The organism is Klebsiella sp. JN_Kp122, assembly GCF_040062085.1.
Lineage (GTDB): Bacteria > Pseudomonadota > Gammaproteobacteria > Enterobacterales > Enterobacteriaceae > Klebsiella > Klebsiella aerogenes.
Window position 1 is genome coordinate 1 of sequence record NZ_JBEAHW010000039.1, and the last position, 25,188, is coordinate 25,188.

Annotated in this window: 21 protein-coding genes; 13 read left to right on the forward strand and 8 right to left on the reverse strand. The window is 56.5% G+C overall.

Translation table 11 applies throughout. From position 1 onward, the window contains the following. Positions 1 to 267: 267 nt before the first annotated feature. Together mltA and tcdA are read left to right on the forward strand one after the other, a co-directional pair. Positions 268 to 1,365, forward strand: a complete 1,098-nt coding sequence (gene mltA / locus ABLU78_RS15670; RefSeq protein ID WP_015369941.1) for a murein transglycosylase A — start codon at positions 268 to 270, stop codon at positions 1,363 to 1,365. Positions 1,366 to 1,444: 79 nt separating this feature from the next. Beyond that, complete coding sequence (gene tcdA / locus ABLU78_RS15675) at positions 1,445 to 2,254, forward strand: tRNA cyclic N6-threonylcarbamoyladenosine(37) synthase TcdA (protein WP_015703318.1); 810 nt, start codon at positions 1,445 to 1,447, stop codon at positions 2,252 to 2,254. A gap of 444 nt (positions 2,255 to 2,698) precedes the next feature. On the opposite strand, the gene csdE is transcribed toward tcdA, so the two are convergent. Together csdE and csdA are read right to left on the reverse strand one after the other, a co-directional pair. Then, complete coding sequence (csdE, locus tag ABLU78_RS15680) at positions 2,699 to 3,130, reverse strand: cysteine desulfurase sulfur acceptor subunit CsdE (protein WP_032706330.1); 432 nt, start codon at positions 3,128 to 3,130, stop codon at positions 2,699 to 2,701. After that, positions 3,130 to 4,335: a cysteine desulfurase CsdA gene (gene csdA, locus ABLU78_RS15685; protein ID WP_047039407.1), complete on the reverse strand. Its 1,206-nt coding sequence runs from the start codon at positions 4,333 to 4,335 to the stop codon at positions 3,130 to 3,132. The genes csdE and csdA overlap by 1 nt, the downstream gene beginning before the upstream one ends. A gap of 432 nt (positions 4,336 to 4,767) precedes the next feature. Between csdA and gcvA the strand changes: the two genes are divergently transcribed. Genes gcvA through rlmM form a run of 3 tightly spaced genes read left to right on the forward strand, consistent with a single transcriptional unit; the run spans position 4,768 to position 7,217 of the window. Next, positions 4,768 to 5,685 carry a glycine cleavage system transcriptional regulator GcvA gene (gene gcvA / locus ABLU78_RS15690; RefSeq protein WP_015369945.1) on the forward strand — a complete coding sequence of 306 codons (918 nt, stop codon included), beginning with the start codon at positions 4,768 to 4,770 and terminating at the stop codon, positions 5,683 to 5,685. A 43-nt stretch (positions 5,686 to 5,728) separates the two neighbouring features. Further along, positions 5,729 to 6,124, forward strand: coding sequence for a DUF423 domain-containing protein (locus ABLU78_RS15695; protein ID WP_015369946.1), 396 nt, complete (start codon positions 5,729 to 5,731; stop codon positions 6,122 to 6,124). Then, complete coding sequence (gene rlmM, locus ABLU78_RS15700) at positions 6,117 to 7,217, forward strand: 23S rRNA (cytidine(2498)-2'-O)-methyltransferase RlmM (protein ID WP_015369947.1); 1,101 nt, start codon at positions 6,117 to 6,119, stop codon at positions 7,215 to 7,217. The genes ABLU78_RS15695 and rlmM overlap by 8 nt, the downstream gene beginning before the upstream one ends. A gap of 43 nt (positions 7,218 to 7,260) precedes the next feature. Here the strand turns inward: rlmM and xni are convergent, their stop codons facing one another. The 5 genes from xni to queF all read right to left on the reverse strand — a co-directional run bounded on the left by xni (position 7,261) and on the right by queF (position 13,713). Further along, the gene (gene xni, locus ABLU78_RS15705; protein ID WP_015369948.1) at positions 7,261 to 8,019 is read right to left on the reverse strand and encodes a flap endonuclease Xni; all 759 of its coding nucleotides are present in this window, start codon (positions 8,017 to 8,019) and stop codon (positions 7,261 to 7,263) included. Between the two features lie 152 nt (positions 8,020 to 8,171). Beyond that, positions 8,172 to 9,539, reverse strand: a complete 1,368-nt coding sequence (locus tag ABLU78_RS15710) for an L-serine ammonia-lyase (RefSeq protein WP_015369949.1) — start codon at positions 9,537 to 9,539, stop codon at positions 8,172 to 8,174. Between the two features lie 66 nt (positions 9,540 to 9,605). Beyond that, entirely contained in the window at positions 9,606 to 10,895 is a 1,290-nt protein-coding gene (locus ABLU78_RS15715; protein WP_015369950.1) for an HAAAP family serine/threonine permease, read from the reverse strand. A 492-nt stretch (positions 10,896 to 11,387) separates the two neighbouring features. Further along, the gene (ppnN, locus tag ABLU78_RS15720) at positions 11,388 to 12,755 is read right to left on the reverse strand and encodes a nucleotide 5'-monophosphate nucleosidase PpnN (protein WP_015369952.1); all 1,368 of its coding nucleotides are present in this window, start codon (positions 12,753 to 12,755) and stop codon (positions 11,388 to 11,390) included. A gap of 112 nt (positions 12,756 to 12,867) precedes the next feature. Beyond that, positions 12,868 to 13,713: an NADPH-dependent 7-cyano-7-deazaguanine reductase QueF gene (gene queF, locus ABLU78_RS15725; protein WP_048229386.1), complete on the reverse strand. Its 846-nt coding sequence runs from the start codon at positions 13,711 to 13,713 to the stop codon at positions 12,868 to 12,870. A 68-nt stretch (positions 13,714 to 13,781) separates the two neighbouring features. On the opposite strand from queF, the gene syd reads away from it, so the two are divergent. From syd to ABLU78_RS15765, 8 genes are all read left to right on the forward strand, one after another. Further along, complete coding sequence (gene syd, locus ABLU78_RS15730) at positions 13,782 to 14,327, forward strand: SecY-interacting protein (protein ID WP_015369954.1); 546 nt, start codon at positions 13,782 to 13,784, stop codon at positions 14,325 to 14,327. Between the two features lie 629 nt (positions 14,328 to 14,956). Then, positions 14,957 to 15,286 (forward strand): YqcC family protein, encoded by a 330-nt coding sequence (locus ABLU78_RS15735; protein WP_015369955.1) that lies wholly within the window; start codon positions 14,957 to 14,959, stop codon positions 15,284 to 15,286. Next, positions 15,286 to 16,080: a tRNA pseudouridine(65) synthase TruC gene (gene truC / locus ABLU78_RS15740; RefSeq protein ID WP_048229383.1), complete on the forward strand. Its 795-nt coding sequence runs from the start codon at positions 15,286 to 15,288 to the stop codon at positions 16,078 to 16,080. Before ABLU78_RS15735 ends, truC begins: the two co-directional genes overlap by 1 nt. Positions 16,081 to 16,085: 5 nt before the next feature. Then, positions 16,086 to 16,529, forward strand: a complete 444-nt coding sequence (locus ABLU78_RS15745) for a flavodoxin (RefSeq protein ID WP_015369957.1) — start codon at positions 16,086 to 16,088, stop codon at positions 16,527 to 16,529. A gap of 472 nt (positions 16,530 to 17,001) precedes the next feature. Further along, positions 17,002 to 18,354 (forward strand): MFS transporter, encoded by a 1,353-nt coding sequence (locus ABLU78_RS15750; protein ID WP_015369959.1) that lies wholly within the window; start codon positions 17,002 to 17,004, stop codon positions 18,352 to 18,354. A 2-nt stretch (positions 18,355 to 18,356) separates the two neighbouring features. After that, positions 18,357 to 19,697 carry an enolase C-terminal domain-like protein gene (locus tag ABLU78_RS15755; RefSeq protein WP_020078055.1) on the forward strand — a complete coding sequence of 447 codons (1,341 nt, stop codon included), beginning with the start codon at positions 18,357 to 18,359 and terminating at the stop codon, positions 19,695 to 19,697. Between the two features lie 17 nt (positions 19,698 to 19,714). Then, complete coding sequence (gene gudD, locus ABLU78_RS15760; RefSeq protein ID WP_048229379.1) at positions 19,715 to 21,055, forward strand: glucarate dehydratase; 1,341 nt, start codon at positions 19,715 to 19,717, stop codon at positions 21,053 to 21,055. Positions 21,056 to 21,121: 66 nt separating this feature from the next. Next, on the forward strand, positions 21,122 to 22,261 hold the full coding sequence (locus ABLU78_RS15765; RefSeq protein ID WP_015703309.1) for a glycerate kinase: 1,140 nt from the start codon (positions 21,122 to 21,124) through the stop codon (positions 22,259 to 22,261). A 149-nt stretch (positions 22,262 to 22,410) separates the two neighbouring features. Here ABLU78_RS15765 and barA read toward each other — a convergent pair whose 3' ends face one another. Beyond that, entirely contained in the window at positions 22,411 to 25,161 is a 2,751-nt protein-coding gene (gene barA / locus ABLU78_RS15770) for a two-component sensor histidine kinase BarA (RefSeq protein WP_048229377.1), read from the reverse strand. Between the last annotated feature and the right edge of the window lie 27 nt (positions 25,162 to 25,188).

Below are 25,188 nucleotides of genomic sequence, written 5' to 3' on the forward strand. Positions count from 1 at the left end.
ACCGACGACCTTCGGGTTATGAGCCCGACGAGCTACCAGGCTGCTCCACCCCGCGTCCGTGGAAGCGCACTATACTCCGCTAGCGTTCTGATGCAACCTTTTTTCGTAGAAATCGTCAATTTTGTAAAAAACGGCGGCTAAAAATACAGTAATGGGCGAATTTTTACACAATTTGGGCTGCGGGGCGCTTTCGTGCATTTCATTAGCCGCATGGGTTTGTTATCTTCATCACGCACTAAGGCTTAGCAGCAATAAAGAAGAGATACCATGAAAGGACGTTGGGCAAAATATGTAGCGACGGGGGCAATGCTGGCGATGCTCGCCGCCTGTACCTCGAAACCGACCGATCGCGGTCAGCAATATAGTGATGGCAAGTTTACCCAGCCGTTTTCATTGGTAAACCAACCTGATGCGGTAGGCGCGCCGATTAACGCCGGCGACTTCTCCCAGCAGGTTGGTCAGATTCGTAGCGCCTCTCCGCGTCTCTATAATAGCCAGAGCAGCGTCTATAACGCGATTCAGGAGTGGCTGCGTTCCGGCGGCGATACCCGCACGTTACGCCAGTTTGGTATTGATGCTTGGCAGATGCAGGGGGCTGATAACTACGGCAACGTGCAGTTTACCGGCTACTACACCCCGGTCGTACAGGCCCGCCACACTCGCCAGGGCGAGTTCCAGTATCCTATTTACCGTATGCCGCCGAAAAACGGCAAGCTCCCTTCCCGCGCCAGCATCTATGCCGGAGCGCTCAGCGATAACTACGTGCTGGCCTACAGCAACTCGCTGATGGATAACTTCATCATGGACGTGCAGGGCAGCGGCTATATCGATTTCGGCGACGGTTCGCCGCTTAACTTCTTCAGCTACGCCGGGAAAAACGGCTGGCCTTACCGTAGTATCGGTAAAGTGCTTATCGACCGCGGTGAAGTGAAGCGGGAAGATATGTCGATGCAGGCGATCCGTGAATGGGGCGAAAAACATAGCGAAGCGGAAGTCCGCGAGCTGCTGGAACAGAACCCATCTTTTGTCTTCTTTAAACCGCAGTCCTACGCGCCGGTGAAAGGGGCGAGCGCGGTACCGTTGATTGGCCGCGCGTCGGTCGCCTCTGACCGTTCGATTATTCCGCCGGGAACCACCTTGCTGGCCGAGGTGCCTCTGCTGGATAATAACGGTAAGTTTAATGGTCAATACGAGCTACGCCTGATGGTGGCGCTGGATGTCGGCGGGGCGATTAAAGGCCAGCATTTCGATATCTACCAGGGCATCGGCCCGGATGCCGGTCATCGCGCCGGTTGGTATAACCACTATGGCCGCGTGTGGGTACTGAAAAACGCGCCAGGCGCCGGTAGCGTCTTTAGCGGTTAACGTTCAAACGTCCGTACGTTTCTAACCCGGATCCGCGCAACGCGCCGAATCCGGGGTCTCTACTTTATTCCGAGGTTTTATGTCTGTAGTAATCAGCGATGCCTGGCGCCAGCGGTTTGGCGGCACGGCGCGTTTATATGGCGAAAAGGCGCTGCAGTGTTTTGCCGAGGCGCATGTTTGCGTGGTCGGGATCGGCGGCGTCGGCTCATGGGCGGCGGAAGCGCTGGCGCGTACCGGGATTGGCGCGATTACGCTGATTGATATGGATGATGTTTGCGTCACCAATACCAATCGCCAAATCCACGCCCTTGGCGGCAACGTTGGGCTGGCGAAAGCGGAAGTGATGGCCGAGCGTATACGTCTGATTAACCCGGAGTGTCGGGTCACGGTTATCGATGATTTCATCACGCCCGAGAACGTAGCGGAATACCTGGGAGCGGGCTTTAGCTATGTTATCGACGCGATCGATAGCGTCAGGCCAAAAGCGGCGCTGATCGCCTGGTGCCGTCGTTATAAAGTGCCGTTGGTGACGACCGGCGGAGCCGGCGGGCAAATCGATCCGACGCAGATCCAGGTGGCCGATTTGGCGAAAACTATTCAGGATCCGCTGGCAGCGAAACTGCGCGAACGGCTGAAAAGCCAGTTTGGCGTAGTGAAAAATAGTAAAGGAAAGCTGGGCATCGATTGCGTCTTCTCGACCGAAGCGTTGGTCTACCCGCAGGCGGATGGCAGCGTATGTGCAATGAAAAGCACGGCGGAAGGGCCGAAGCGGATGGATTGCGCCTCCGGTTTTGGCGCGGCGACCATGGTGACGGCGACCTTTGGTTTTGTCGCCGTATCCCATGCGTTGAAGAAGATGTTGGCGAAAGCGCAGCGTCAGGGGGAATAGTCCGGCAGGCGTTTCCTTTATTGGCCTGGAACCGTAGATACTATTATTGGTTTGCAACGGTTTTGGTTGGGGATAAACATGTGCTTTGTGTTAATTCAAAGCACATTGCGCTCCCGATATTTCTTCTGCGTTATGGCACTCATGGCGCAGGGAGCGCACAGAGGGCGGCCAGTCGCCGCCGCCCTCTGTACTCCCGGGCTCTGGCCGCCAAAATCGCCACTTCGTGGTTCCTTCGACTTATCCCGGCAGGCTTCGGGTCGGGCCGAGGCAGCGTCCGTGCAAAACACGGCCCTCAGCCCGCATCCATGCGGGCTGCCCCGGCCTGCCGGGAACGTCTCAGCGATTTTGAGGCCCCCAACACCGGCAGTTTCAGTCAGCATTGATGCGGTTGTAGTGGGAGTAGCCCGGCTCAGCGTAGCGCAAGCCGGGGAGACGGCGTTTGAATTAGTTCTCGCGGGCGGCGGCGAGCACCGCGTCGCTTAGCGCCTGCAGCCCCTGGCTGCGCGAAGCGCTAAGCTGCCCGCGCAAACCCAGCTCATCGAATAACGCCAACGGATTATTCGCTAAAATCTCAGCGGCGCTTTTTCCTTCGCAGGCGGCTAACAGCACCGCCAGCAGGCCGCGCACGATACGCCCTTCGCTATCGCCAAAGAAGTGCATCTTGCCCTCAGCATCAACCTGATACCCCAGCCAGACACGGTTTTCGCAGCCGGCGATCTCTTTCGCCTGCGCCCGCTGGTCATCCGTTAATGGCGGCAGTTTCTTACCTACTAAAATCAACTGGCGGTACTTATCTTCCCACTGAGTTAGCGGGGCGAAGATCTGGCGCAGCGTCGCTTCGCTGAGCGCGGCGCTTAAAGGTTGGGAGGTCATCATTAATCCACCAGTATTTCCAGCGCGCGGTCGATAGCGTGCACCAGCGCATAAACATCATCTTGCGTATTGTATGGCGCGAATGAGGCGCGCAGCGTACCGCTAACGCCTAATGCCGCCAGCAGCGGTTGCGCGCAATGCTGCCCGGCGCGTAGCGCAATGCCGGACTCCGCCAGCAACGTAACCATATCGCTATGGTGTACGCCCTCGAAATCAAAGGCCAGCAGGCTCGAATCCTGACAGCGGAACGAACGAAAACCGGGCCGCTTTGCCAGCTCATCTTCCGCAAGCGTCGCCAGGCTACGGCTCCAGCTTTCCGCCTGTGTAAGATCGATTTCCTGCAGCCATTCCAGCGCGGCGCTGAGGCCAATAACGCCGGCGACGTTGGGCGTCCCGGCTTCAAGCCGCCAGGGGGCGGGCTGGGTTTTAAAGCCATCGAATGAGACTTCAGTAATCATTTTGCCGCCGCCGAGCCATGGCGACATCTCCGCCAGCAACTCGCTTTTGCCATACAGCGCGCCAATACCCGTTGGGCCATACAGCTTGTGGGCGGAGAAGGCATAAAAATCGATATCCAGCGCCTGCACGTCGGCCGGAAAGTGCACCGCGCCCTGAGCGCCGTCAACCATCACTATCATTCCCGCCTGATGGGCGAAATCAATAGCAAGTCGCAGATCGGGGCAGCCGCCGGTGACGTTAGACATCTGGCCAATCGCCAGCACCCGGCTGCGCGGAGAGATAAGCGAAGGCAGTTGCGCGACATCCGGCAGACGATCGGCGCCCAGCGGCAGCTTGACCACCCGCGCGCCGGTTTGTTCGGCAACCATCAGCCACGGCACCAGGTTGGCGTGGTGTTCGGCTTCGCTGACGATTATTTCATCGCCAGGATGCAGGCGCGGGCGCACGTAACTCTGCGCGACCATATTGATGGCTTCGGTGGTGCCGCGGGTCCAGACGATATCTTTGCCGGAAGAGGCGTTAAGCCAACTGGCGACGCGTTCGCGCGCCGCCTCGTAGCGCTCGGTAAGACGCTGGGCGGCGGCAAACTGGCTGCGGTGGACGTTGCCGGCGCTCAGACGATAAAACTGGTCGCTGGCATCGATCACGGCCAGCGGTTTTAGCGCCGTCGCCGCGCTATCCAGGTAGACGCCGGCATCCGCCAGGGCTGGAAACTGGGCGCGGAAGTGGGCGGGATTGAATGCGTTCATGGAATTCCTCATATCGATATCACGATCGTCGCGCAAATTCCCCATTAGGGCAAGGCTGGTGATAGCGAGGAGGCGGGGAGAACGGTGATTTTTCGGCAAAAAAAAGCACCGCGCATTGCGGTGCTACATTAAATCACTATGGACAGACAGGGTAAATGTACAGGAAGTGAAAAGGTAGCCTTGCTACCATGGTCTGCAAACCCAGACCAATTGCAAACACAACAACACAACATCACAACCGTAAGCCAAAAGCTTGTTGGAACACGCATTCCAAAAAAAGCTTTTCGTTCCGGCTCAGGAAGTGCCGCCACTATAGGTATTTGCTGGTAGAACCTCAACGGACAATTTATAATGGCTCAGATAAAAAAAACTAATAGGTTAACTGTTGTTTCCTATTTGTTAAAACTCGTTAACATCTCAGTCAGAATAACCATGTCGAAGCGATTACCACCTCTGAATGCATTACGTGTTTTTGATGCAGCCGCACGTCATCTGAGCTTCACTCGCGCAGCCGATGAGCTTTTTGTGACGCAGGCCGCAGTAAGTCACCAAATCAAGTCACTAGAGGACTTTCTGGGCCTGAAGCTGTTTCGTCGACGCAATCGCTCGCTACTGTTAACGGAAGAGGGGCAAAGCTATTTTCAGGATATTAAAGAGATTTTTTCGCAGCTCACCGAAGCTACGCGTAAACTGCAGGCGCGCAGCGCGAAAGGGGCGCTAACTGTTAGTTTATTGCCCAGTTTCGCCATTCAGTGGCTGGTGCCGCGACTCTCAAGCTTTAACTCAGCTTATCCGGGGATCGACGTGCGGATCCAGGCGGTGGACCGTCAGGAAGACAAACTGGCCGACGACGTCGACGTAGCGATTTTCTATGGCCGCGGCAACTGGCCGGGGCTGCGTGTTGAAAAACTGTACGCCGAATATTTACTACCGGTTTGTTCGCCGTTGTTGTTAACCGGTGACAAAGCGTTGAAAACGCCTGCCGATCTGGCGCAACATACGCTGTTACATGATGCCTCTCGCCGCGACTGGCAAACTTATACCCGGCAACTGGGTCTAAATCATATCAATGTGCAACAGGGACCGATATTCAGCCACAGCGCGATGGTGCTGCAGGCGGCAATCCATGGACAAGGCGTCGCACTGGCCAATAACGTTATGGCCCAGTCCGAAATTGAAGCAGGCCGTTTGGTCTGCCCGTTTAATGATGTTCTGGTCAGTAAGAACGCGTTTTACCTTGTTTGTCATGACAGTCAGGCTGAACTGGGTAAAATAGCCGCTTTCCGCCAGTGGATTTTAGCGAAGGCGGCGAGCGAACAAGAAAAATTCCGCTTTCGTTACGAACAATAACGGCCTGATGACCAGGCGTTAACTGACTTTGTAGGGTATCAACATGACCAGCCGTTTTATGCTGATTTTTGCCGCCATCAGCGGCTTTATTTTTGTGGCTCTGGGCGCCTTTGGCGCACACGTATTAAGTAAATCGCTGGGTGCGGCCGAAATGGCCTGGATCCACACTGGCCTTGAGTATCAGGCGTTTCATACGCTGGCGATTTTAGGCCTGTCTGTCGCCATGCAGCGGCGGATAAGTATCTGGTTTTACTGGAGCAGCGTGTTTTTGGCGCTGGGAACCGTGTTGTTCAGCGGCAGCTTATATTGCCTGGCGCTGTCGCATTTACGCCTGTGGGCGTTCGTTACCCCGGTAGGCGGCGTCTGCTTCCTTGCCGGTTGGGTATTAATGTTAATTGGTGCAATTCGTCTGAAACGTAAGGGCGTTGTTCATGAATAAGGTTGTCCTCTATTGTCGCCCCGGGTTTGAGAAAGAGTGCGCAGCAGAAATTACCGATAAGGCAGCCCGCCTTGAGGTATTTGGTTTTGCCCGGGTCAAAGACGACTCCGGATATGTGATTTTTGAGTGCTATCAGCAGGGCGATGGCGAGAAGCTGGTGCGCGATCTACCGTTTAGCTCGCTGATTTTCGCGCGTCAGATGTTCGTTGTTGGCGAACTGCTGCGCGACCTGCCGCCGGAAGACCGCATCACGCCGATCGTCGGCATGCTGCAGGGCGTGGTGGAAAAGGGCGGCGATCTGCGCGTTGAGGTCGCGGATACCAACGAAAGCAAAGAGCTGATGAAGTTCTGCCGCAAGTTCACGGTGCCGCTGCGCGCGGCGCTGCGTGAAGCCGGCGTGCTGACCAACTATGAAACGCCGAAGCGTCCGGTGGTGCACGTGTTCTTTATCGCACCCGGCTGTTGCTATACCGGCTATTCCTTTAGCAATAACAACTCGCCGTTTTATATGGGGATCCCGCGCCTGAAGTTCCCTTCCGATGCGCCGAGCCGTTCGACGCTGAAGCTGGAAGAGGCATTTCACGTCTTCATTCCGGCGGATGAGTGGGACGAGCGTCTGGCGAATGGCATGTACGCGGTGGATCTCGGCGCCTGCCCGGGCGGCTGGACCTATCAACTGGTGAAGCGCAACATGTGGGTCTCTTCGGTCGATAACGGCCCGATGGCGCAGAGCCTGATGGATACCGGACAGGTGACCTGGCTGCGTGAAGATGGCTTCCGCTATCGTCCGAACCGCAATAACATCTCGTGGATGGTGTGCGACATGGTTGAGAAACCGGCGAAAGTGGCGGCGTTAATGGCCCAGTGGCTGGTGAATGGCTGGTGCCGCGAGACCATTTTTAACCTCAAGCTGCCGATGAAAAAGCGCTATGAAGAGGTGTCGCAAAACCTGGCCTATATCCAGGCGCAGCTTGATGAGCACGGTATTAACGCGCAGATTCAGGCCCGTCAGCTGTATCACGACCGTGAAGAAGTGACCGTGCACGTGCGTCGCCTGTGGGCGGCGGTCGGCGGCCGCCGCGACGAGCGCTAATCAGCGCTCAGCAGCCCCGGCCACGCATCAGCGCGGCCGGGGATCACGCGGATGGCAAACGCAGCTGCTGTAGGTTGCCATCGAGCTGTAAATCCGTTTGCAGGCGGGCGATTTCCCGGCAGGTAAACGCCATCTCTTTATGCTCTTCAAGCTTCTTACGCCACTTCTCCGGCACTTCGGCAAGCCGCGCGTAGATGCCTTCTAAATCCTGATAATCCGTTAACAGCTGCGCCGCGCTTTTCGGCCCAATCCCGGCAACGCCCGGGACTTTCGAGCTGCTAATTCCCGCCAGGCCCCAGTAGTCCGGGAGCTGTTCCGGCGTCACGCCGAATTCATTGGCGATAAACGGCGCATCCAGCCAGCGTTTCTGGAAATAGTCGCGGATGCGAATGGTCGGCGACAGCAGCTGACAGTAGCCTTTATCGGTCGAAACAATAGTCGCCTGATGTCCGGCCTGGGCAACTTTAACGGCGAGCGTGGCCGCCAGGTCGTCCGCTTCGCTGCCGGGCAGCGCCCAGCAGCGGATACCGCGCTGTTCGAAAGCCGCCCGCAGCGCCGGCATTTCCGCTTCCAGCGTTTCCGGCATCGGCGCGCGCCCGGCTTTATAGTCCGGCAGCCGCTGGTGGCGCCAGCCGTGGGTGCGGTCTTCATCGTCGAACACCGCCACGGCGTGCGTCGGCTGGCTGTGGACGATAAGCTGTTCGAGGGCGTGCAGGCAGGTATCCGCGCAGGGGGAACCCTGCACCGCATGAATACGGCGGATCAGATTGAGCGCGTCGACAATTAACAGATGAACAGCCACAAGATATCTCCCTTTGTTCTCAGGCTATAAGGGTAACATCGGTGGCAATACGAGGCTATTGGTAGCGCGAAGTTCGGGAAGCAGGCTCGCAGAATGAGCCAGGGCTGGAGGAGAGTTGGCCCGACATGCCGAAGCGTGCCGGGCCAGAGGCGTTAATCGCAGGCGACGATTTTCATCGCCAGGCCGCCGCGAGAGGTTTCGCGGTACTTGGCGTTCATATCTTTGCCCGTTTCATACATGGTCTCGATAACCTTATCGAGGCACACGCGCGGTTCGCTGGTACGGCGCAGGGCCATGCGCGCGGCGTTAACCGCTTTGACCGCCGCGATGGCGTTACGCTCGATGCACGGTACCTGCACCTGGCCGGCAACCGGGTCGCAGGTCAGGCCGAGGTTATGTTCCATACCGATTTCCGCGGCGATGCACACCTGGGCCGGGCTAGCGCCCAGCAGCTCCGCCAGACCGGCCGCGGCCATCGAGCAGGCCACGCCGACTTCGCCCTGGCAACCGACTTCGGCGCCGGAGATAGAGGCGTTCATCTTATACAGCGAACCAATGGCGCTGGCGACCAGCATATAGCGGGCCAGAGAGTTAGCGTTCACCTTGCGGATAAACTTGTCGTAGTAGGCCAGTACCGCAGGAACGATACCGCACGCGCCGTTAGTTGGCGCGGTCACCACGCGGCCGCCGGCGGCGTTCTCTTCGTTCACCGCCAGCGCGAACATGTTGATCCAGTCCACTACCGCCATCGGGTCGCTGTTGGTATTGTCCTGGCTTACCAGCATGCGGCGCAGCGCGGCGGCGCGGCGCGGAACGCGCAGTTTGCCCGGCAGCACGCCTTCAGTGGTAATGCCGCGCTCGATACCGGCGCTCATCACTTCCCACACCGCGGCGAAGTGCTGTTCCAGCTCTTCTTTGCTGTGCAGCGCCAGCTCGTTTTGCATCATCAGACCGGAGAGCGACAGGCCGGTTTCATTGCAGTGTTTCTGCAGGTCGGCGGCGTTTTTGTACGGATAAGGCACAGCAACCGGCGCCTCGGTGGTCAGGCCGAAGTGCTCTTCATCGACGATAAAGCCGCCGCCGATGGAGTAGTAGGTCTGGCTGTAGAGCACCTTGTCGCCGCCCAGCGCGGTAATGCGCATGCCGTTCTCATGCAGAGAAAGGTTGTCGGCATGGAAATTCATGCACTGGTCGACAGGGAACTCGACTTCGTGCTGACCGTTCGCCAGCAGCAGGCGGCCGTGGGTGTTAACGTCCTGAATAAAGCCCGGGATCGCGTCGATGTCGACGGTATCCGGCAGATTGCCGGCCAGTCCCATGATAATGGCGATATCGGTATGGTGGCCTTTACCGGTCAGAGACAGGGAGCCGTAAACGTCGACGACGACTTTGCTGACGTCGGCCAGCAGGCCGCGCGCAATCAGGTCGTCAGTAAATTGTTTGCCCGCTTTCATCGGTCCAACGGTATGGGAGCTGGATGGGCCAATGCCGATTTTGAAAATATCGAATACGCTGATCATGATGTATTCCAGTACTGTCGGAAAGCGCGCCGCCGTTAAGCGGCGCGAGGGGAGGTCTTAAGAGAATTAGCTGAACAGAGAGTAGAAAATCGCGGAGATGGCAATCAGGCCCATAATCACAACGAAGACGTTGCTGATGTGGCCGCTGTATTTGCGCATGGCCGGAACTTTCTGGATAGCGTACATCGGCATCAGGAACAGAATCATCGCGATAATCGGACCGCCCAGGGTCTCAATCATGCCGAGGATGCTCGGGTTCAGTGTGGCCACAATCCAGGTGGTGACCAGCATAAACAGCGCGGTCAGCTTGTTCAGTTTGTTGATTTCGATGGTCTTGCCTTTGCCGCGCAGAGACTTAATCACCATGCCGTTGAAACCTTCACGAGCGCCCAGATAGTGGCCGAGGAAGGATTTGGTGATAGCGATCATCGCGATGATCGGCGCCATCCAGGCGATAACCGGTGCGTTAAAGTGGTTCGCCAGGTAAGACAGAATCGAGATGTTCTGCTCTTTCGCCGCCGCCAGGTCCGCCGGAGACAGGCTCAGTACGCAGCTGAAGACGAAGAACATAACGGTCAGCACCATCATGATGTGAGCGCGCGCCAGGATGCTGGAGCATTTCTTCTCTGCGCCTTCGCCGTACTCTTCACGCTTCGCTACCGCGAAGGAGGAGATGATCGGCGAGTGGTTAAAGGAGAAGACCATTACCGGGATCGCCAGCCACAGGGTCATCAGCAGACCGTTACCGGTTGTTGACGCGCTGCTCAGCGACAGGGTTTCCAGCGCCGCGCCGTTCCATTGCGGGATCAGGTACAGCGCCAGAACCATCAGCGCGATAACGAACGGGAATACCAGGACACTCATTGCCTTAACGATCATCTGCTCGCCGAAACGCACGATGGTCATCATGCCGACAATCAGAATCAGGGACAGAATGGCGCGCGGCGGCGGCGTCATGTGCAGCTGGTGCGCCATGAAGCTTTCGACGGTGTTGGTGATCGCCACGCTATAAACCAGCAGGATCGGGTAGATTGCGAAGAAGTAGAGCAGCGTAATCAGTTTACCTGCGCCTACGCCAAAGTGTTCTTCAACGACTTCGGTAATGTCTTCGCCCGGATTTTTACCGGACAGCACGAAGCGGGTCATACCGCGGTGTGCGAAGAAGGTCATCGGGAAGGCCAGAATCGCCATGATAATTAGTGGGATCATACCGCCGACGCCGGCGTTGATTGGCAGGAACAAAACGCCCGCGCCGATCGCCGTGCCGTACAGGCCCAGCATCCACATGGTATCCGTTTTGCGCCATCCGCTGCGGGATTCACCCGAAACGATAGTGCTGGTTTGTGTGGTTTCCATCTGTATCTCCTGGAGGAATCAACAAAATCTAGTAAATAAAAACGATTAAATAATATGAAATTCGTTGCTTTACGGTTTTTTAGAAATTTTCTCCGTAACAATTGGGCGGCAAGATACATTTATATCGGAAATGCATCAGTGATCGGGATCCCAAATGCAATAATCCACTTTAAATATGAACGTTTTTAGCCCAACAGTCTGTTTATGGTGATCAGCCAGATAAATGTGGCGCGAAGGCTATCATTTGCAGCACATGAGATAAAAGCTCTGTTACCAAATAACGAGGTTTTTGCTGCAAAAAAGTGATGTAAACGACGTTTTTTCGCCTTAATGTTATTTTTATGGTGAATTTTATTGCTCTTTTTGGAAACGCAAACGTTTGGCTATGTGGAAACTCTACGAATCATTAATTAGAAAAATTAATTAACTGGAAATTGCGGCGGGAGTGCCCGGGCAGGGTATCGACCGCCGCCCGGGAGAGGTATCACGTTATCAGGAGCAGATTTCGTAGCACGGAATGTAGGCGCTGCCGCCCGGAAGCTTCATGCGGTGCTGGGCAACGAAGCCCTGCAGCAGATCGTCCATGCGGCGCATCATTTCCGGATCGCCATGCAGCTTGTAAGGGCCATATTTCTCGATGGCCTGAATACCGACTTCTTTCACGTTGCCGGCGACAATCCCGGAGAAGGCGCGACGCAGGTCGGCGGCCAGCACTTCCACCGGTTGGTCCGGATAAAGTTTGAGATTGGCCATATTGTCGTGCGTCGGATCGAACGGCATCTGCAGGTCCGGCGAAATACGAATCGACCAGTTGAAGCTGTAGGCGTCGTCGGTTTCGCGGCGGCTCTCTTTGACCAATGGCATCGCTTTTTTCATCTGGCGCGCCACTTCCGCGGCATCGTCAATAATAATGCGATAGTGGCGGCGAGCCGATTCGCCGAGGGTATGAACGATGAACTCGTCCAGCACGCGGAAGTAGTCGGCGCTCTCTTTCGGCCCGGTGAGGATAAGCGGCAGCACCTGCGCCTTGTTATCCGGATGCATCAGGATGCCCAGCAGATAAAGCAGCTCTTCCGCAGTACCCACGCCGCCGGGGAAGATGATAATACCGTGGGCGATGCGCACGAACGCTTCGAGACGCTTTTCGATGTCCGGCATGATGATCAGTTCGTTGACCAGCGGGTTTGGCGGCTCAGCAGCGATAATGGAGGGTTCGGTCATGCCGATAAAGCGGCTGTCTTTATAGCGCTGCTGGGCGTGGCCGACGGCGGCGCCTTTCATTGGCGCTTCCATGGCGCCTGGCCCGCAGCCGGTGCAGATGTTCAGTTCGCGCAGGCCAAGCTGGGTACCGACGCGGCGCGCGTACAGGTATTCATTTTCATTAATAGAGTGGCCGCCCCAGCAGACAATCATATTCGGCGCTTCGCCGACGTGCAGCGCGCGGGCGTTGCGCAGAATCGAGAACACCAGGTTGGTGATATGAATTGAGCTTTCGAGATCGAGATTCGGGAAGCGGACGGTGTTGTGGATCTGTCCGTAGACGAACAGGATATCGCGCAGCACGGCAAACAGGTTGGCCTGCAGGGAACGGATAATACGGCCATCGACGAAAGCGTCTTCCGGCGGGTTGATCAGTTCCAGCTTCACGCCGCGTTCGCGGCGCAGCACGTTAATATCGAAGTTTTCAAAACGAGACAGTAGCTCCTTGCTGTTATCGGTCAGGCTCCCCGAGTTGAGCACAGCAAGCGAGCAGTTTCGAAAGAGTTGATACAGGTCACTACTGGCGGTGCGTTTAAGCATATCCACTTCCAGCTGTGACAGCATATCCATTGAACCAAGCGGGCTAACGTGTGTAATCAAGTGAACTCCTTACAGGACGATTATCGTCTTCCTGTGATTACAATAGCCCTGGCCGTAGTATTTCCACAACCTTGCGTACGCGTTAACGCACGCAAAGTGTGAAAAATTTCGCTTATTGCCGCGCCAGACGGCCGGTTGCCGGCACGAATTCACCGTTGCTGCGCCACGGATTGATATCCAGGCCGCCGCGACGGGTGTAGCGAGCGTACACGGAAAGCGATTCCGGGCGGCAGAAACGCAGCACATCATTAAAGATGCGTTCGACGCACTGTTCGTGGAATTCATTGTGGTGGCGGAACGACACCAGATAGCGCAGCAGTTTTTCGCGATCGATTTTCGGCCCGCGATATTGAATCTGTACCGAGCCCCAGTCCGGCTGGTGGGTAATCAGACAATTCGATTTCAACAGATGGCTGACCAGCGTCTCTTCGACGACTTTGCCGCTGGCCGCGTCCTGCAGGTAGTCGGCGCTGAACTGATAGTTATCAATCTCGATATCCTGATCGTCGATGCAGGTGCCATGCAGATGAGCGACCGGTTGCCCTTCAAGCTCATCGAGTCGGTACAGCGAAACCTTGACCTCGCCCTGGGCGCAGGCGCTGAGATCGCGGGTCAGCGTGGCCTGAACTTCCTGCCAGTCGGCGAAGCGGGTCTGGTTGAAGCTGTTCAGGTACAGTTTGAAGCTTTTCGATTCCACCAGATTGATGGTGGTATCGCTCAGTTCCACGTAGCCGACGGCGACCTGCGGCAGGCCTTTGGCGTTCAGCCACGACATTTCGTACAGCGTCCAGATATCGGCGCCGTGGAACGGCAGATTATCGGCATGCAGGCCGAGCGGATCGCGGTTCAGGCTGCGGGGCACGCCCTGCAGCAACGAAGCGTCATAGGTATCGCGGTAATCCGTTGATTTACCGAGCGTCAGGCCGGCCAGCGCCTGATGATTATCGTAAGAAGACATGTTTCACCATAGTAAAGCGGGTACACTATATGCCAAGTGTATCCTGTCTAACGTGAAGAGAGAAACCGGTGGATCATCAGACCATAGAAGCGCTGCAATCATTTACCCAACGTTACTGCGATGCGTGGCAGCAGCGTTATGCCAGCCTGCCGCGTAGCGAAGACCTTTATGGCATCCCATCTCCCTGTATTAGCGCCAGTGAAGACGATGCCGTTTTCTGGCAGCCGCAGCCGTTTACGTTAGAACACCATCTCGATGGGGTTGAACGGGCGCTGGAGATTGTGGTACAACAGCCGATTCATAGTTATTATACCACTCAGTTCGCTGGCGATATGCACGCCCGCTTCGCGGAACAGAACCTCACTCTGCTGCAGGCATGGAGCCCGGATGATTTCCAGCGAGTACAGGAAAACCTCATTGGTCACCTGGTGGTACAAAAACGTCTGAAGCTATCGCCGACGCTGTTTATCGCCACGCTGGATAGCGAACTGGAGGTTATTTCGGTCTGTAACCTGAGCGGCGAAGTGATTAAAGAGACGCTCGGTACCCGAAAAAGAGAGACCCTTTCTCACTCGCTTGCGAGTTTCCTGAATCAGCTTGAGCCCCTTCTGTAATCCATTTCCCCAAGTTGTTTGTGAGAGATCTCTTACAAAACCTGTAAGAGATCGTCATCATTTTCAGCAATTTTTTACGTAGTGATTACATATAACTCATTGTTATTTAATGATTTGATGATTGTGTGCGCTTTTAGTTTGGCCACTAATCTTAAGAGATTGTCGTAGTAAGTCTTGTAAGAAGAGGCGGAATCAGTGATCCTATGTACGTCGACAGGAAGTCGCGGATGAAGAGAACATCAGGATGATGGCTCTTCTACAGGACCCGTCAGGATGGCGTTGCAAGGACAGGCTTCAGGATGAAGCAAGGATAACGCAGGAAAGCGTAAAGGACACCTCCAGGATGGAGAACGAGAGCCGCTCAGGATGAACGGTGGATCAGGAAGATCTGGACACACTTAGGGATAAGTTATTTCACATCGGGGTGGTGTGAAAGCAGGATGCGCTAGTTTATGGATGAACTTGGTCAGGAGACCTCAGGAAAAGTTTTCAAGGACGAGCAGGGAGCACCAATGTAGCTGGAATGCTGCAAAACGAACCGGGAGCACTGTTTATACAGTGCTCCCTTTTTTATTTCTCTCGCGGATTTGCTATCCTGCGCCCGGTTTACAATTCATCGAGGTTTCCCCATGACCCTTCACGCTAGCGTGCGCGATCGCCTGCACGCCATTGAAGCGCTGCTGCGCGAAACAAACCACTGGCAGGAACAGGCCCCGGATAGCCGCGCTTTCGCCAGCGAGCAGCCGTTTTGCCTGGACACGCTCGAGCCGCTGGAATGGCTACAGTGGGTGCTGATCCCACGTATGCATCAACTGATTGCCAGCGGTATGCCGCTGCCGCAGAACTTTGCCGTCGCGCCCTATTACGAGATGGCGCTGGATAAAGCTCATCCGGCGCGCGAAGCTATCGTAGCCGAGTTGCTGCTGCTGGATGCATTATTCGCGGATGAAGACGCCTGATGCTGGAGATTATTTACCAGGACGAGTGGCTGGTGGCGGTGAATAAACCTTCCGGCTGGCTGGTGCACCGCAGTTGGCTGGATCGCGATGAGAAAGTGGTGGTGATGCAGACCGTGCGCGATCAAATTGGCCAGCACGTCTTCACCGCTCATCGCCTGGACCGGCCGACTTCCGGCGTGCTGCTGATGGGATTATCGAGCGAAGCCGGCAGGCTGCTGGCGCAGCAGTTTGAACAACACCAGATGCAAAAACGCTATCATGCGATCGTTCGCGGCTGGCTGACTGAAGAGGATGTACTGGATTACCCGCTGGTGGAAGAGCTGGACAAAATCGCCGATAAGTTCGCTCGTGAAGATAAAGGCCCGCAGCCGGCGGTGACCCACTATCGCGGGCTGGCGACGGTAGAAATGCCGGTCGCCACCGGCCGTTACCCGACCACCCGCTACGGGCTGGTGGAGCTGGAGCCGAAAACCGGGCGTAAGCATCAGCTGCGTCGCCATTTGGCCCATCTGCGCCATCCGATCCTCGGTGACAGCAAACATGGCGATCTACGGCAAAACCGCAGCGCCGCTGAACATTTCGGCTGTAATCGCCTGATGCTGCATGCCAGTCAGCTGTCATTAACGCATCCGTTTACCGGCGAGCCGCTGACGATTCGCGCGGGTCTGGATGATATCTGGATGCGCGCGCTGTCGCAGTTTGGCTGGCGCGGGCTTCTCCCGTTAAATGAAAGGGTTGAGTTTGCCGACGACAGCGGTCAGGATGAGAGTATCGCGGATAATCCAGGGAGATAATCACTATGGCAGAAGTCGGAATTTTTGTCGGCACGATGTACGGAAACTCGCTGTTGGTCGCCGAAGAGGCGGAAGCCATTCTGAGCGGGCTGGGGCATAAAGCGACGGTCTTTGAGGACCCGGAAGTAAAAGACTGGGAATCCTATACCGGCAAATACGTGCTGGTCGTGACCTCGACCACCGGGCAGGGCGATCTGCCGGACAGCATCGTTCCGCTGTATGAAGGCATTAAAGATATGTATCAACCGCATCTGCGCTACGGCATTATCGCGCTTGGCGATAGTACCTACGCCAACTTCTGCGGCGGCGGTAAAACCTTTGATGCATTGCTGCAGGAGCAGGGCGCACGTCGTATTGGCGAGATGCTCACCATTGACGCCAGCGAAGACCCGGAACCGGAAAGCGTTTCCAACCCTTGGGTAGAAGCGTGGGCTAAACTGCTCGACTAATCCTATTAAGAACGCCCTCTCCCTACGTAGAGGGCGCGCTTAAGCTGCCAGTGGCCGGATAAACGGTCAGGGTTATCTTAACGTTATCCATCGCGCCCGGCTTCGGGCATCTGCCTGATAACCACTTTATCGATATGGCTTTTTTCTTTGCGTTTCCCCGGCGTCAAGAGAGCCGATTCACACTCTGAAGGTAATGTCGTCCATCGACCCATCAGCGGGCGGCGGTTTTCCATTTCCGTGAACTACTCCCCACAACCTTAGGCATACGCCATAAACTAACGCAGTATCACCCGCTAAAGCTGTGTATATGCACGGTGAGCCCGCCGACGCCTCTTTTTATACTTTTCCTGCCAGTGACAAAAGCAGTACGCCAGATATAACGAAAAAAACACTAACACGTCATTCTGATTACCCTACAGGTTGTGCTGTTCAGAATGAACGTAGCTAAACGCTATGATTCAGGAGTACAACAATGAGTTCATTAAGTCAGGCTGCGAGCGCCGCTGAAAAGCGCACCAATGCTCGCTATTGGATAGTGGTGATGCTGTTTATCGTCACATCCTTTAACTATGGCGACCGCGCGACGTTGTCGATCGCCGGTTCTGAAATGGCCAAGGATATCGGCCTCGATCCTGTTGGCATGGGTTACGTTTTCTCCGCGTTTTCATGGGCCTATGTGATCGGACAGATCCCTGGCGGCTGGCTGCTTGACCGCTTTGGTTCTAAACGCGTCTATTTCTGGTCCATCTTTATCTGGTCCGTGTTTACCCTGCTGCAGGGCTTCGTGGATATCTTTAGCGGCTTTGGCATTATCATCGCGCTGTTTACCCTGCGCTTCCTCGTCGGCCTTGCCGAATCGCCCTCGTTCCCTGGTAATAGCCGCATTGTGGCCGCCTGGTTCCCGGCGCAGGAGAGAGGGACGGCGGTATCGATTTTTAACTCCGCGCAGTATTTTGCCACCGTTATTTTCGCGCCGATTATGGGTTGGTTGACCCATGAAGTGGGTTGGTCGCACGTATTCTTCTTTATGGGCGGACTGGGTATTGTCATTAGCTTCGTGTGGCTGAAAGTGATCCACGATCCCAATAACCACCCAGGCGTTAACCAGAAAGAGCTGGACTACATCGCCGAAGGCGGCGCGTTGATCAACATGGATCAGAAGAGCAGTGCGCAGAAGGTGCCCTTTAGCGTAAAAATGGGCCAAATCAAGCAGTTGATCGGCTCGCGAATGATGGTCGGGATCTATATCGGCCAGTACTGCATCAACGCGTTAACCTACTTCTTTATCACCTGGTTCCCGGTTTATCTGGTGCAGGCGCGTGGCATGTCGATCCTCAAAGCGGGCTTTGTCGCCTCGATTCCGGCGGTGTGTGGCTTTGTCGGCGGCGTGTTGGGCGGGATTATTTCCGACTGGTTGATGCGCCGTACCGGCTCGCTGAATATCGCGCGTAAAACGCCGATCGTACTGGGCATGCTGTTGTCCATGACCATGCTGATGTGTAACTACGTCAACGCGGAATGGATGATCATCGGCTTTATGGCGATGGCCTTCTTCGGCAAAGGCATTGGCGCGCTGGGCTGGGCGGTAATGGCTGACACCGCGCCGAAAGAGATCAGCGGCCTGTCCGGCGGTCTGTTCAACATGTTCGGTAATATTTCCGGCATCGTCACCCCTATCGCTATCGGCTATATCGTCGGCACCACCGGCTCTTTCAACGGCGCGCTGATTTACGTCGGTATCCACGCTCTGGTGGCGGTATTCAGCTACCTGGTGCTGGTTGGCGATATCAAACGTATCGAACTTAAACCGATTGCGGGGCGTTAATCATGAATACCCAATCCAGCCCAATCGTTACCGAAATGAAGGTGATTCCGGTCGCCGGGCACGACAGCATGCTGATGAACATCGGCGGCGCGCATAATGCCTGGTTTACCCGCAATATTGTGGTGTTAACCGACAACGCCGGCCATACCGGCGTCGGCGAAGCGCCCGGCGGCGAAGTCATCTACCAGACGTTGGTCGATGCCATACCCCAGGTGGTTGGGCAGGAAGTCGCTCGCCTCAACCGCGTGGTGCAGCAGGTACATAAAGGCAATCAGGCGGCGGATTTCGACACCTTCGGCAAAGGGGCATGGACCTTCGAATTGAAAGTCAATGCGGTAGCGGCGCTGGAAGCCGCGCTGCTCGACCTGCTTGGCAAGGTGTTGAATGTCCCGGTGTGCGAACTATTGGGGCCGGGCAAACAGCGTGATGCGGTGACCGTGCTGGGCTACCTGTTCTATATCGGCGACCGCGAAAAAACCGATTTGGACTATCTTGCGCGGACGCCGGGCGACCACGAATGGTACCGTCTTCGTCACCAGCAGGCGCTGAATAGCGACGCGGTAGTGCGACTGGCGGAGGCGGCGCAGGATCGCTACGGTTTTAAAGACTTTAAGCTAAAAGGCGGCGTATTACCTGGCGAGCAGGAAATCGACACCGCCCGCGCGCTGAAAAAACGCTTCCCTGACGCGCGCATTACCGTTGACCCGAACGGCGCCTGGCTGCTGGATGAAGCGATTACGCTGTGCAAAGGGCTGCAGGATGTCCTGACCTATGCCGAAGATCCGTGCGGCGCTGAACAGGGCTTTTCCGGTCGGGAAGTGATGGCCGAGTTCCGCCGCGCCACCGGGTTGCCGGTGGCGACCAACATGATAGCCACCAACTGGCGCGAGATGGGTCATGCGGTCATGCTCAACGCCGTCGATATTCCGCTGGCGGACCCGCACTTCTGGACGCTCTCCGGCGCGGTGCGGGTAGCGCAGTTGTGCGATGACTGGGGGCTGACCTGGGGCTGTCATTCGAACAACCACTTTGATATTTCGCTGGCGATGTTTACCCACGTCGGCGCCGCGGCGCCGGGCAATCCGACCGCTATCGATACCCACTGGATTTGGCAGGAGGGCGATGCGCGCCTGACGCAAAATCCGCTGCAGATTATCAACGGCAAAATCGCCGTGCCAGACGCGCCGGGACTCGGCGTGGAGCTGGACTGGGAACAGGTGCATAAAGCTCATGAGGCCTATAAGGTGCTGCCAGGCGGCGCGCGTAACGATGCGGGTCCGATGCAGTATCTGATTCCCGGTTGGACATTCGACCGTAAACGCCCCGTTTTCGGCCGTCATTAATTAAAAAGGATTACGCTATGACTACATCATCTTCAACGCCAATTGTGACCGCTATGCAGGTTATCCCGGTCGCCGGGCATGACAGCATGCTGATGAACCTGAGCGGCGCGCACGCGCCGTACTTCACCCGTAATATCGTTATCATCAAAGATAACTCCGGGCACACGGGCGTTGGCGAAATCCCCGGCGGCGAAAAGATCCGCCAGACCCTGGAAGACGCCGCGCCGTTGGTGGTGGGTAAAACGCTGGGCGAGTACAAAAATGTGCTGAGCGCCGTGCGTAACCAGTTTGCCGATCGCGATGCCGGCGGCCGCGGCCTGCAAACCTTCGATCTGCGCACGACCATTCACGTGGTGACCGGGATTGAAGCGGCGCTGCTGGATCTGCTGGGCCAGCATCTGGGCGTGAACGTTGCTTCTCTGCTTGGCGACGGTCAGCAGCGGAGCGAAGTCGAAATGCTGGGCTACCTGTTCTTTGTCGGTAACCGCCACGCGACGCCGCTGGCTTATCAAAGCCAGCCGGATGAACAGTGCGACTGGTATCGTATTCGTCATGAAGAGGCGATGACGCCGGAGGCTGTGGTTCGTCTGGCGGAAGCCGCTTACGAAAAATATGGCTTCAATGACTTTAAACTGAAGGGCGGGGTGTTGGCCGGTTTTGAAGAAGCCGAAGCGATTAGCGCGCTGGCGAAGCGTTTCCCTGATGCGCGCGTGACCCTCGACCCGAACGGCGCCTGGTTGCTGGATGAAGCCATCCAGATAGGTAAACAGCTGAAAGGCGTGCTGGCCTATGCGGAAGATCCTTGCGGCGCTGAACAAGGTTTCTCCGGCCGCGAAGTGATGGCTGAATTCCGTCGGGCGACCGGGCTGCCGACCGCGACCAACATGATCGCCACCGACTGGCGGCAGATGGGCCATACGCTGTCGCTACAATCGGTGGATATTCCGCTGGCGGACCCGCACTTCTGGACCATGCAAGGGTCGGTACGCGTGGCGCAGATGTGTCATGAATTCGGCCTGACCTGGGGTTCGCACTCTAATAATCACTTCGACGTGTCGCTGGCGATGTTTACCCATGTTGCCGCGGCGGCGCCGGGTAAAATTACCGCTATCGATACCCACTGGATCTGGCAGGAGGGCAACCAGCGTCTGACCAAACAGCCGTTTGAAATCAAAGGCGGTATGGTGCAGGTGCCGGCGATGCCGGGTCTGGGCGTTGAGCTGGATATGGACCGCGTGATGCAGGCTAATGAGCTATATAAGAAACATGGCCTGGGCGCGCGTGATGACGCCATGGCGATGCAATATTTAATCCCGAACTGGACCTTTGATAACAAACGTCCTTGCATGGTTCGCTAAGATAACGCCGACCCTGTAAGGGTCGGCAACTGCCGGTCGCCGGGGTTATTCATATTAAGGACACTTATGAAGATAGTGATCGCGCCGGATTCTTACAAAGAGAGCCTGAGTGCGCTGGACGTCGCCACCGCGATAGAAACGGGGTTCCGCGAAATTTATCCCCATGCGGAGTACGTTAAAGTCCCGGTTGCCGACGGCGGCGAGGGTACCGTTGAGGCGATGGTGGCCGCGACTCAAGGGCATATCGTACAGGTCAGCGTTACCGGGCCGCTTGGCGAGCCGGTCAACGCCTTTTACGGCCTCTCCGGCGATATGCGCTGCGCCTATATCGAAATGGCGGCAGCCAGCGGACTGGAAAGCGTGCCGCCCACGCGACGTAATCCGCTACTGACTACCTCCTGGGGAACCGGCGAGCTGATTCGTCACGCGTTGGATGCGGGGGTTTCGCAGATTATTATTGGCATCGGCGGCAGTGCGACCAATGACGGCGGCGCCGGCATGGCGCAGGCGCTGGGGGCAAAACTGTTGAGCGCCGGGCAACAGCAAATTGCGCCGGGCGGCGGCGCGCTGGAGACGCTGGCGCGGATCGATCTCAGTGAACTGGATCCAAGATTGGCGGATTGCCGGATTGATGTCGCCTGCGACGTTACCAATCCGTTAACCGGCCCGCAGGGCGCAAGCGCGGTGTTTGGCCCGCAAAAAGGGGCGACGGCGGCGATGATTGAGCGTCTTGACCGCGGCCTGCAACACTTTGCGCAGATTATCGACCGTGATTTAGATATTGACGTGCTGAGCCTGGAAGGGGGAGGGGCGGCGGGTGGTATGGGGGCGGCGTTGTATGCGTTTTGCGGCGCTAACCTACGTCCGGGAATTGAGATTGTGACCGATGCGCTAGGGTTGGCGGATTTAGTGGCTGATGCCGATTTAGTAATTACCGGCGAAGGTCGCATCGACAGCCAGACCATTCACGGCAAGGTACCGGTGGGGGTGGCGAAGGTTGCGAAACGCTTCAACGTGCCGGTGATTGGGATTGCCGGCAGCCTGACCGCCGATGTTGGCGTCGTGCATCAGCATGGCCTCGATGCCGTCTTTAGCGTGCTCTATTCCGTCTGTACCCTGGACGAGGCGCTGGCGAACGCCGCCGCCAACGTGCGGATGACGGCACGTAACGTGGCGGCGGTATTAGAGATGGGCGGCAAGCGGTAACCTGGCCGGGGCAGTGGTATTGGTAGCCCGGATAAGGCACGTAGCGCCTTATCCGGGAACCCTCCCCGGCGGCGCTTACGCTTACCGGGGCTACCAACCGAGTACCGGATCGTAGCCCGGATAAGACGCGTAGCGCCGCTATCCGGGGTTTACACTCCCATCTTGCACGCTTCGCGGGCGACGTTATCCATCTCGTCTAACAGTTCCAGCAGTTCCGGCTCCAGCTCTTCCGGCGCGGTACCTGCGCGCAACTGGCTTTCAAGGGTATGGCACAGTTTTTTCAGCCGCGGTACGCCGCTATAGCTGCAGCTGCCGTGCAGTTTATGAATTAAATCCAGCAACCCTTCCGGCGTTTCGCCAACCAGCTGTTCTTCAACTTTATTGCGCACCTCCGGCATAAAGGCGAGCAGCATTTGCAGCATCTCCCGCGCGAGGTCTGGTTTCATGGCAGCCTGACGCAGCGCCAGCTGCCAGTTGAGAGTGACGTTATGATCGATAACCGGCTCCACCGGTTCGGCTAATTGCGACGCGGCGACGTGCATGCCGGGCTGATAGCGCAACAGCAGGGTGCTAAGCTTATCTTCTTCAATCGGCTTCGCCAGATAATCGTTCATCCCGGCGGCCAGCAGTTTCTCGCGCTGCCCCTCAAGGGCGTGGGCGGTCACCGCGATCACCGGGGTCTGCTGCTGATGCGGGAGATGGCGGATCAATTCACAGGCGCGAATGCCGTCCATATCCGGCATTTGAATATCCATCAGAATGAGATCCAACTGCGACTGTTTGGCCTGCTCTACGGCATCCTGGCCGCTATCGCACAGAATGACATGCTGCACCAGATCGTCCAGCAGCGCGCCAATAAGCTTGAGGTTGGCCGGGTTATCATCTACCGCCATTACCGTCATCGCCAGTTTATCACTATCGATATAGGGCTGTGGCACCGGCGGCTGCGCGCGGCAAGAGGCCATCAGCACCGGGAAAAGCCGCGTGGAGGTCAATGGTTTAAGCAGGCAGGCGGTAACACCGTTTCTTTTCAGCTCTTCGGCGCTAACCTGCGCGTGGCAAGGCAGCCCCAGCACCAGGGTATCGGAAAGTGAGCAAGCGCGGACCAGTTTTTCCCGCTGGTTGCTGAGATCGCGCATCGACACCGGAATACCGGCCAGTAAAATATCGTAGTGCGCATCCGGCAGCGCTGACAGCGTCGGGCTGTAGACCACTTCCAGCGGTGTGGTTGCCAGCAGTTCCATCGTGCTTTGCGCAGCGGTGGTATTGGCTTCAATGTAGGCCAGCTTCTTGCCCGCCAGGCAATGGGTATCGAAACCGTCGGTAATAGCGTTCGGATTCAGGTCAAGGCTGATATGGAACCAGAAGGTGGAACCGCGGTTCGGCTGACTATGGAATGAGATATCGCCGCCCATCTCTTTGACCAGCCGCTGAGTGATAACCAGCCCCAGGCCGGTGCCGCCGTGGCGGCGTGAGATACTGGCATCGGCCTGACGGAAGGCCTGGAACAACCGCGACTGATCGCGCTCTGGAATGCCGATGCCGGTATCATGAATCTGTACTTCGATTTGTACTCGCGAATTGCTCATCGCCCGCTGTTCAACCAGCACATCAATGTTGCCGTGTTCGGTGAATTTAATCGCGTTACCCACCAGATTGGTGATCACCTGCTGCAGGCGCAGCGGATCGCCAATCACATTATCCGGGACATCGCTTTTAATGTTGAGGGTGAGCTCAAGGCCTTTATCGTGCGCCGAGTGTGCCAGCAAGGTCACCACTTCATCCAGGGTATTACGCAGCAGGAAAGGAATGCTTTCCAGAATCAGCTTGCCCGCTTCGAGCTTGGAGAAATCCAGCACGTCATTGATAATGGCCAGCAGATTATTCGCCGAACGTTCGATGGTGGTCAGGTGGTCGCGCTGGGTAGCGTTGAGATCGGTTTTCAAGGTCAGGCGGGTAAAGCCAATCACGCCGTTAAGCGGAGTTCGTAGCTCGTGCGACATATTGGCAAGGAACTCGGACTTGATGCGCGCGGCCTCCTGGGCGCGCTTTTTCGCCAGATCCAGCTCGACGTTCTGAATCTCCATCTGCTCCAGCGTTTCGCGCAGATCCGAGGTCGCCTGATCGACATTGTGCTGCATCTCCTCGTGGTAGGCCGCCAGCGACATCGCCATCGAGTTAATGCCGTTTTTCAGCATATCCAACTCGCCGAGCATAAAACCTTCAACGCGGCTATCCAACTGGCCGCGGCGGATGCGGTCAACGGTGTTGACCATATTACGAATCGGTCCGGTCACGTCGCGCATCAGGCGCCAGCCGAAAATCAGCGCAATGCCGATACAAAACAGCATCATGACGCTTGAGATAAATATCTCTTTGTACTGCTGCAGGCGCACAGATTTAAGGTCGAGCTCCAGCGCCACATAGCCGAGCATATTGTCCGGCATTTTAGCATCGCTTTCCGGCGACTCATCGGGCAGATAGCTTTCTGACACAATAGGCGTGCGCAGCACCATGATATCGCCGTGGCGGGTGACGCTCAGCCGGCGAGGGAAGGGCGCGCCGCGCGGGAGCTGTATTTCCCGCGGATCGAGCTGGAAGTTAGAGGTAACGAACAGCCGGTTTTTAGCATCATAAATAGAAATAGCCCGCACGATATCGGAATGGCGGCGGTGAAGCACGCTGATAAGTTGGCCGATCGCCTCGCGATTTTGCAAATTCATGCCGTACTCACTGGATACCGCCAGCGGTTCGATAATACTGGCGCCGGCATCTTCCAACTGCCGCTGCAGGTCGTTATAGCGGTGGGCAACGAAGAAAATACTGAGCAGCAGACCAATCAAAACGGTCGGCGCCAGAATAAGAATCATCATGCGAGCACGTAGGCTGTAGTTGGTCATGCGGTTCCATTATGGGAGAATATACAT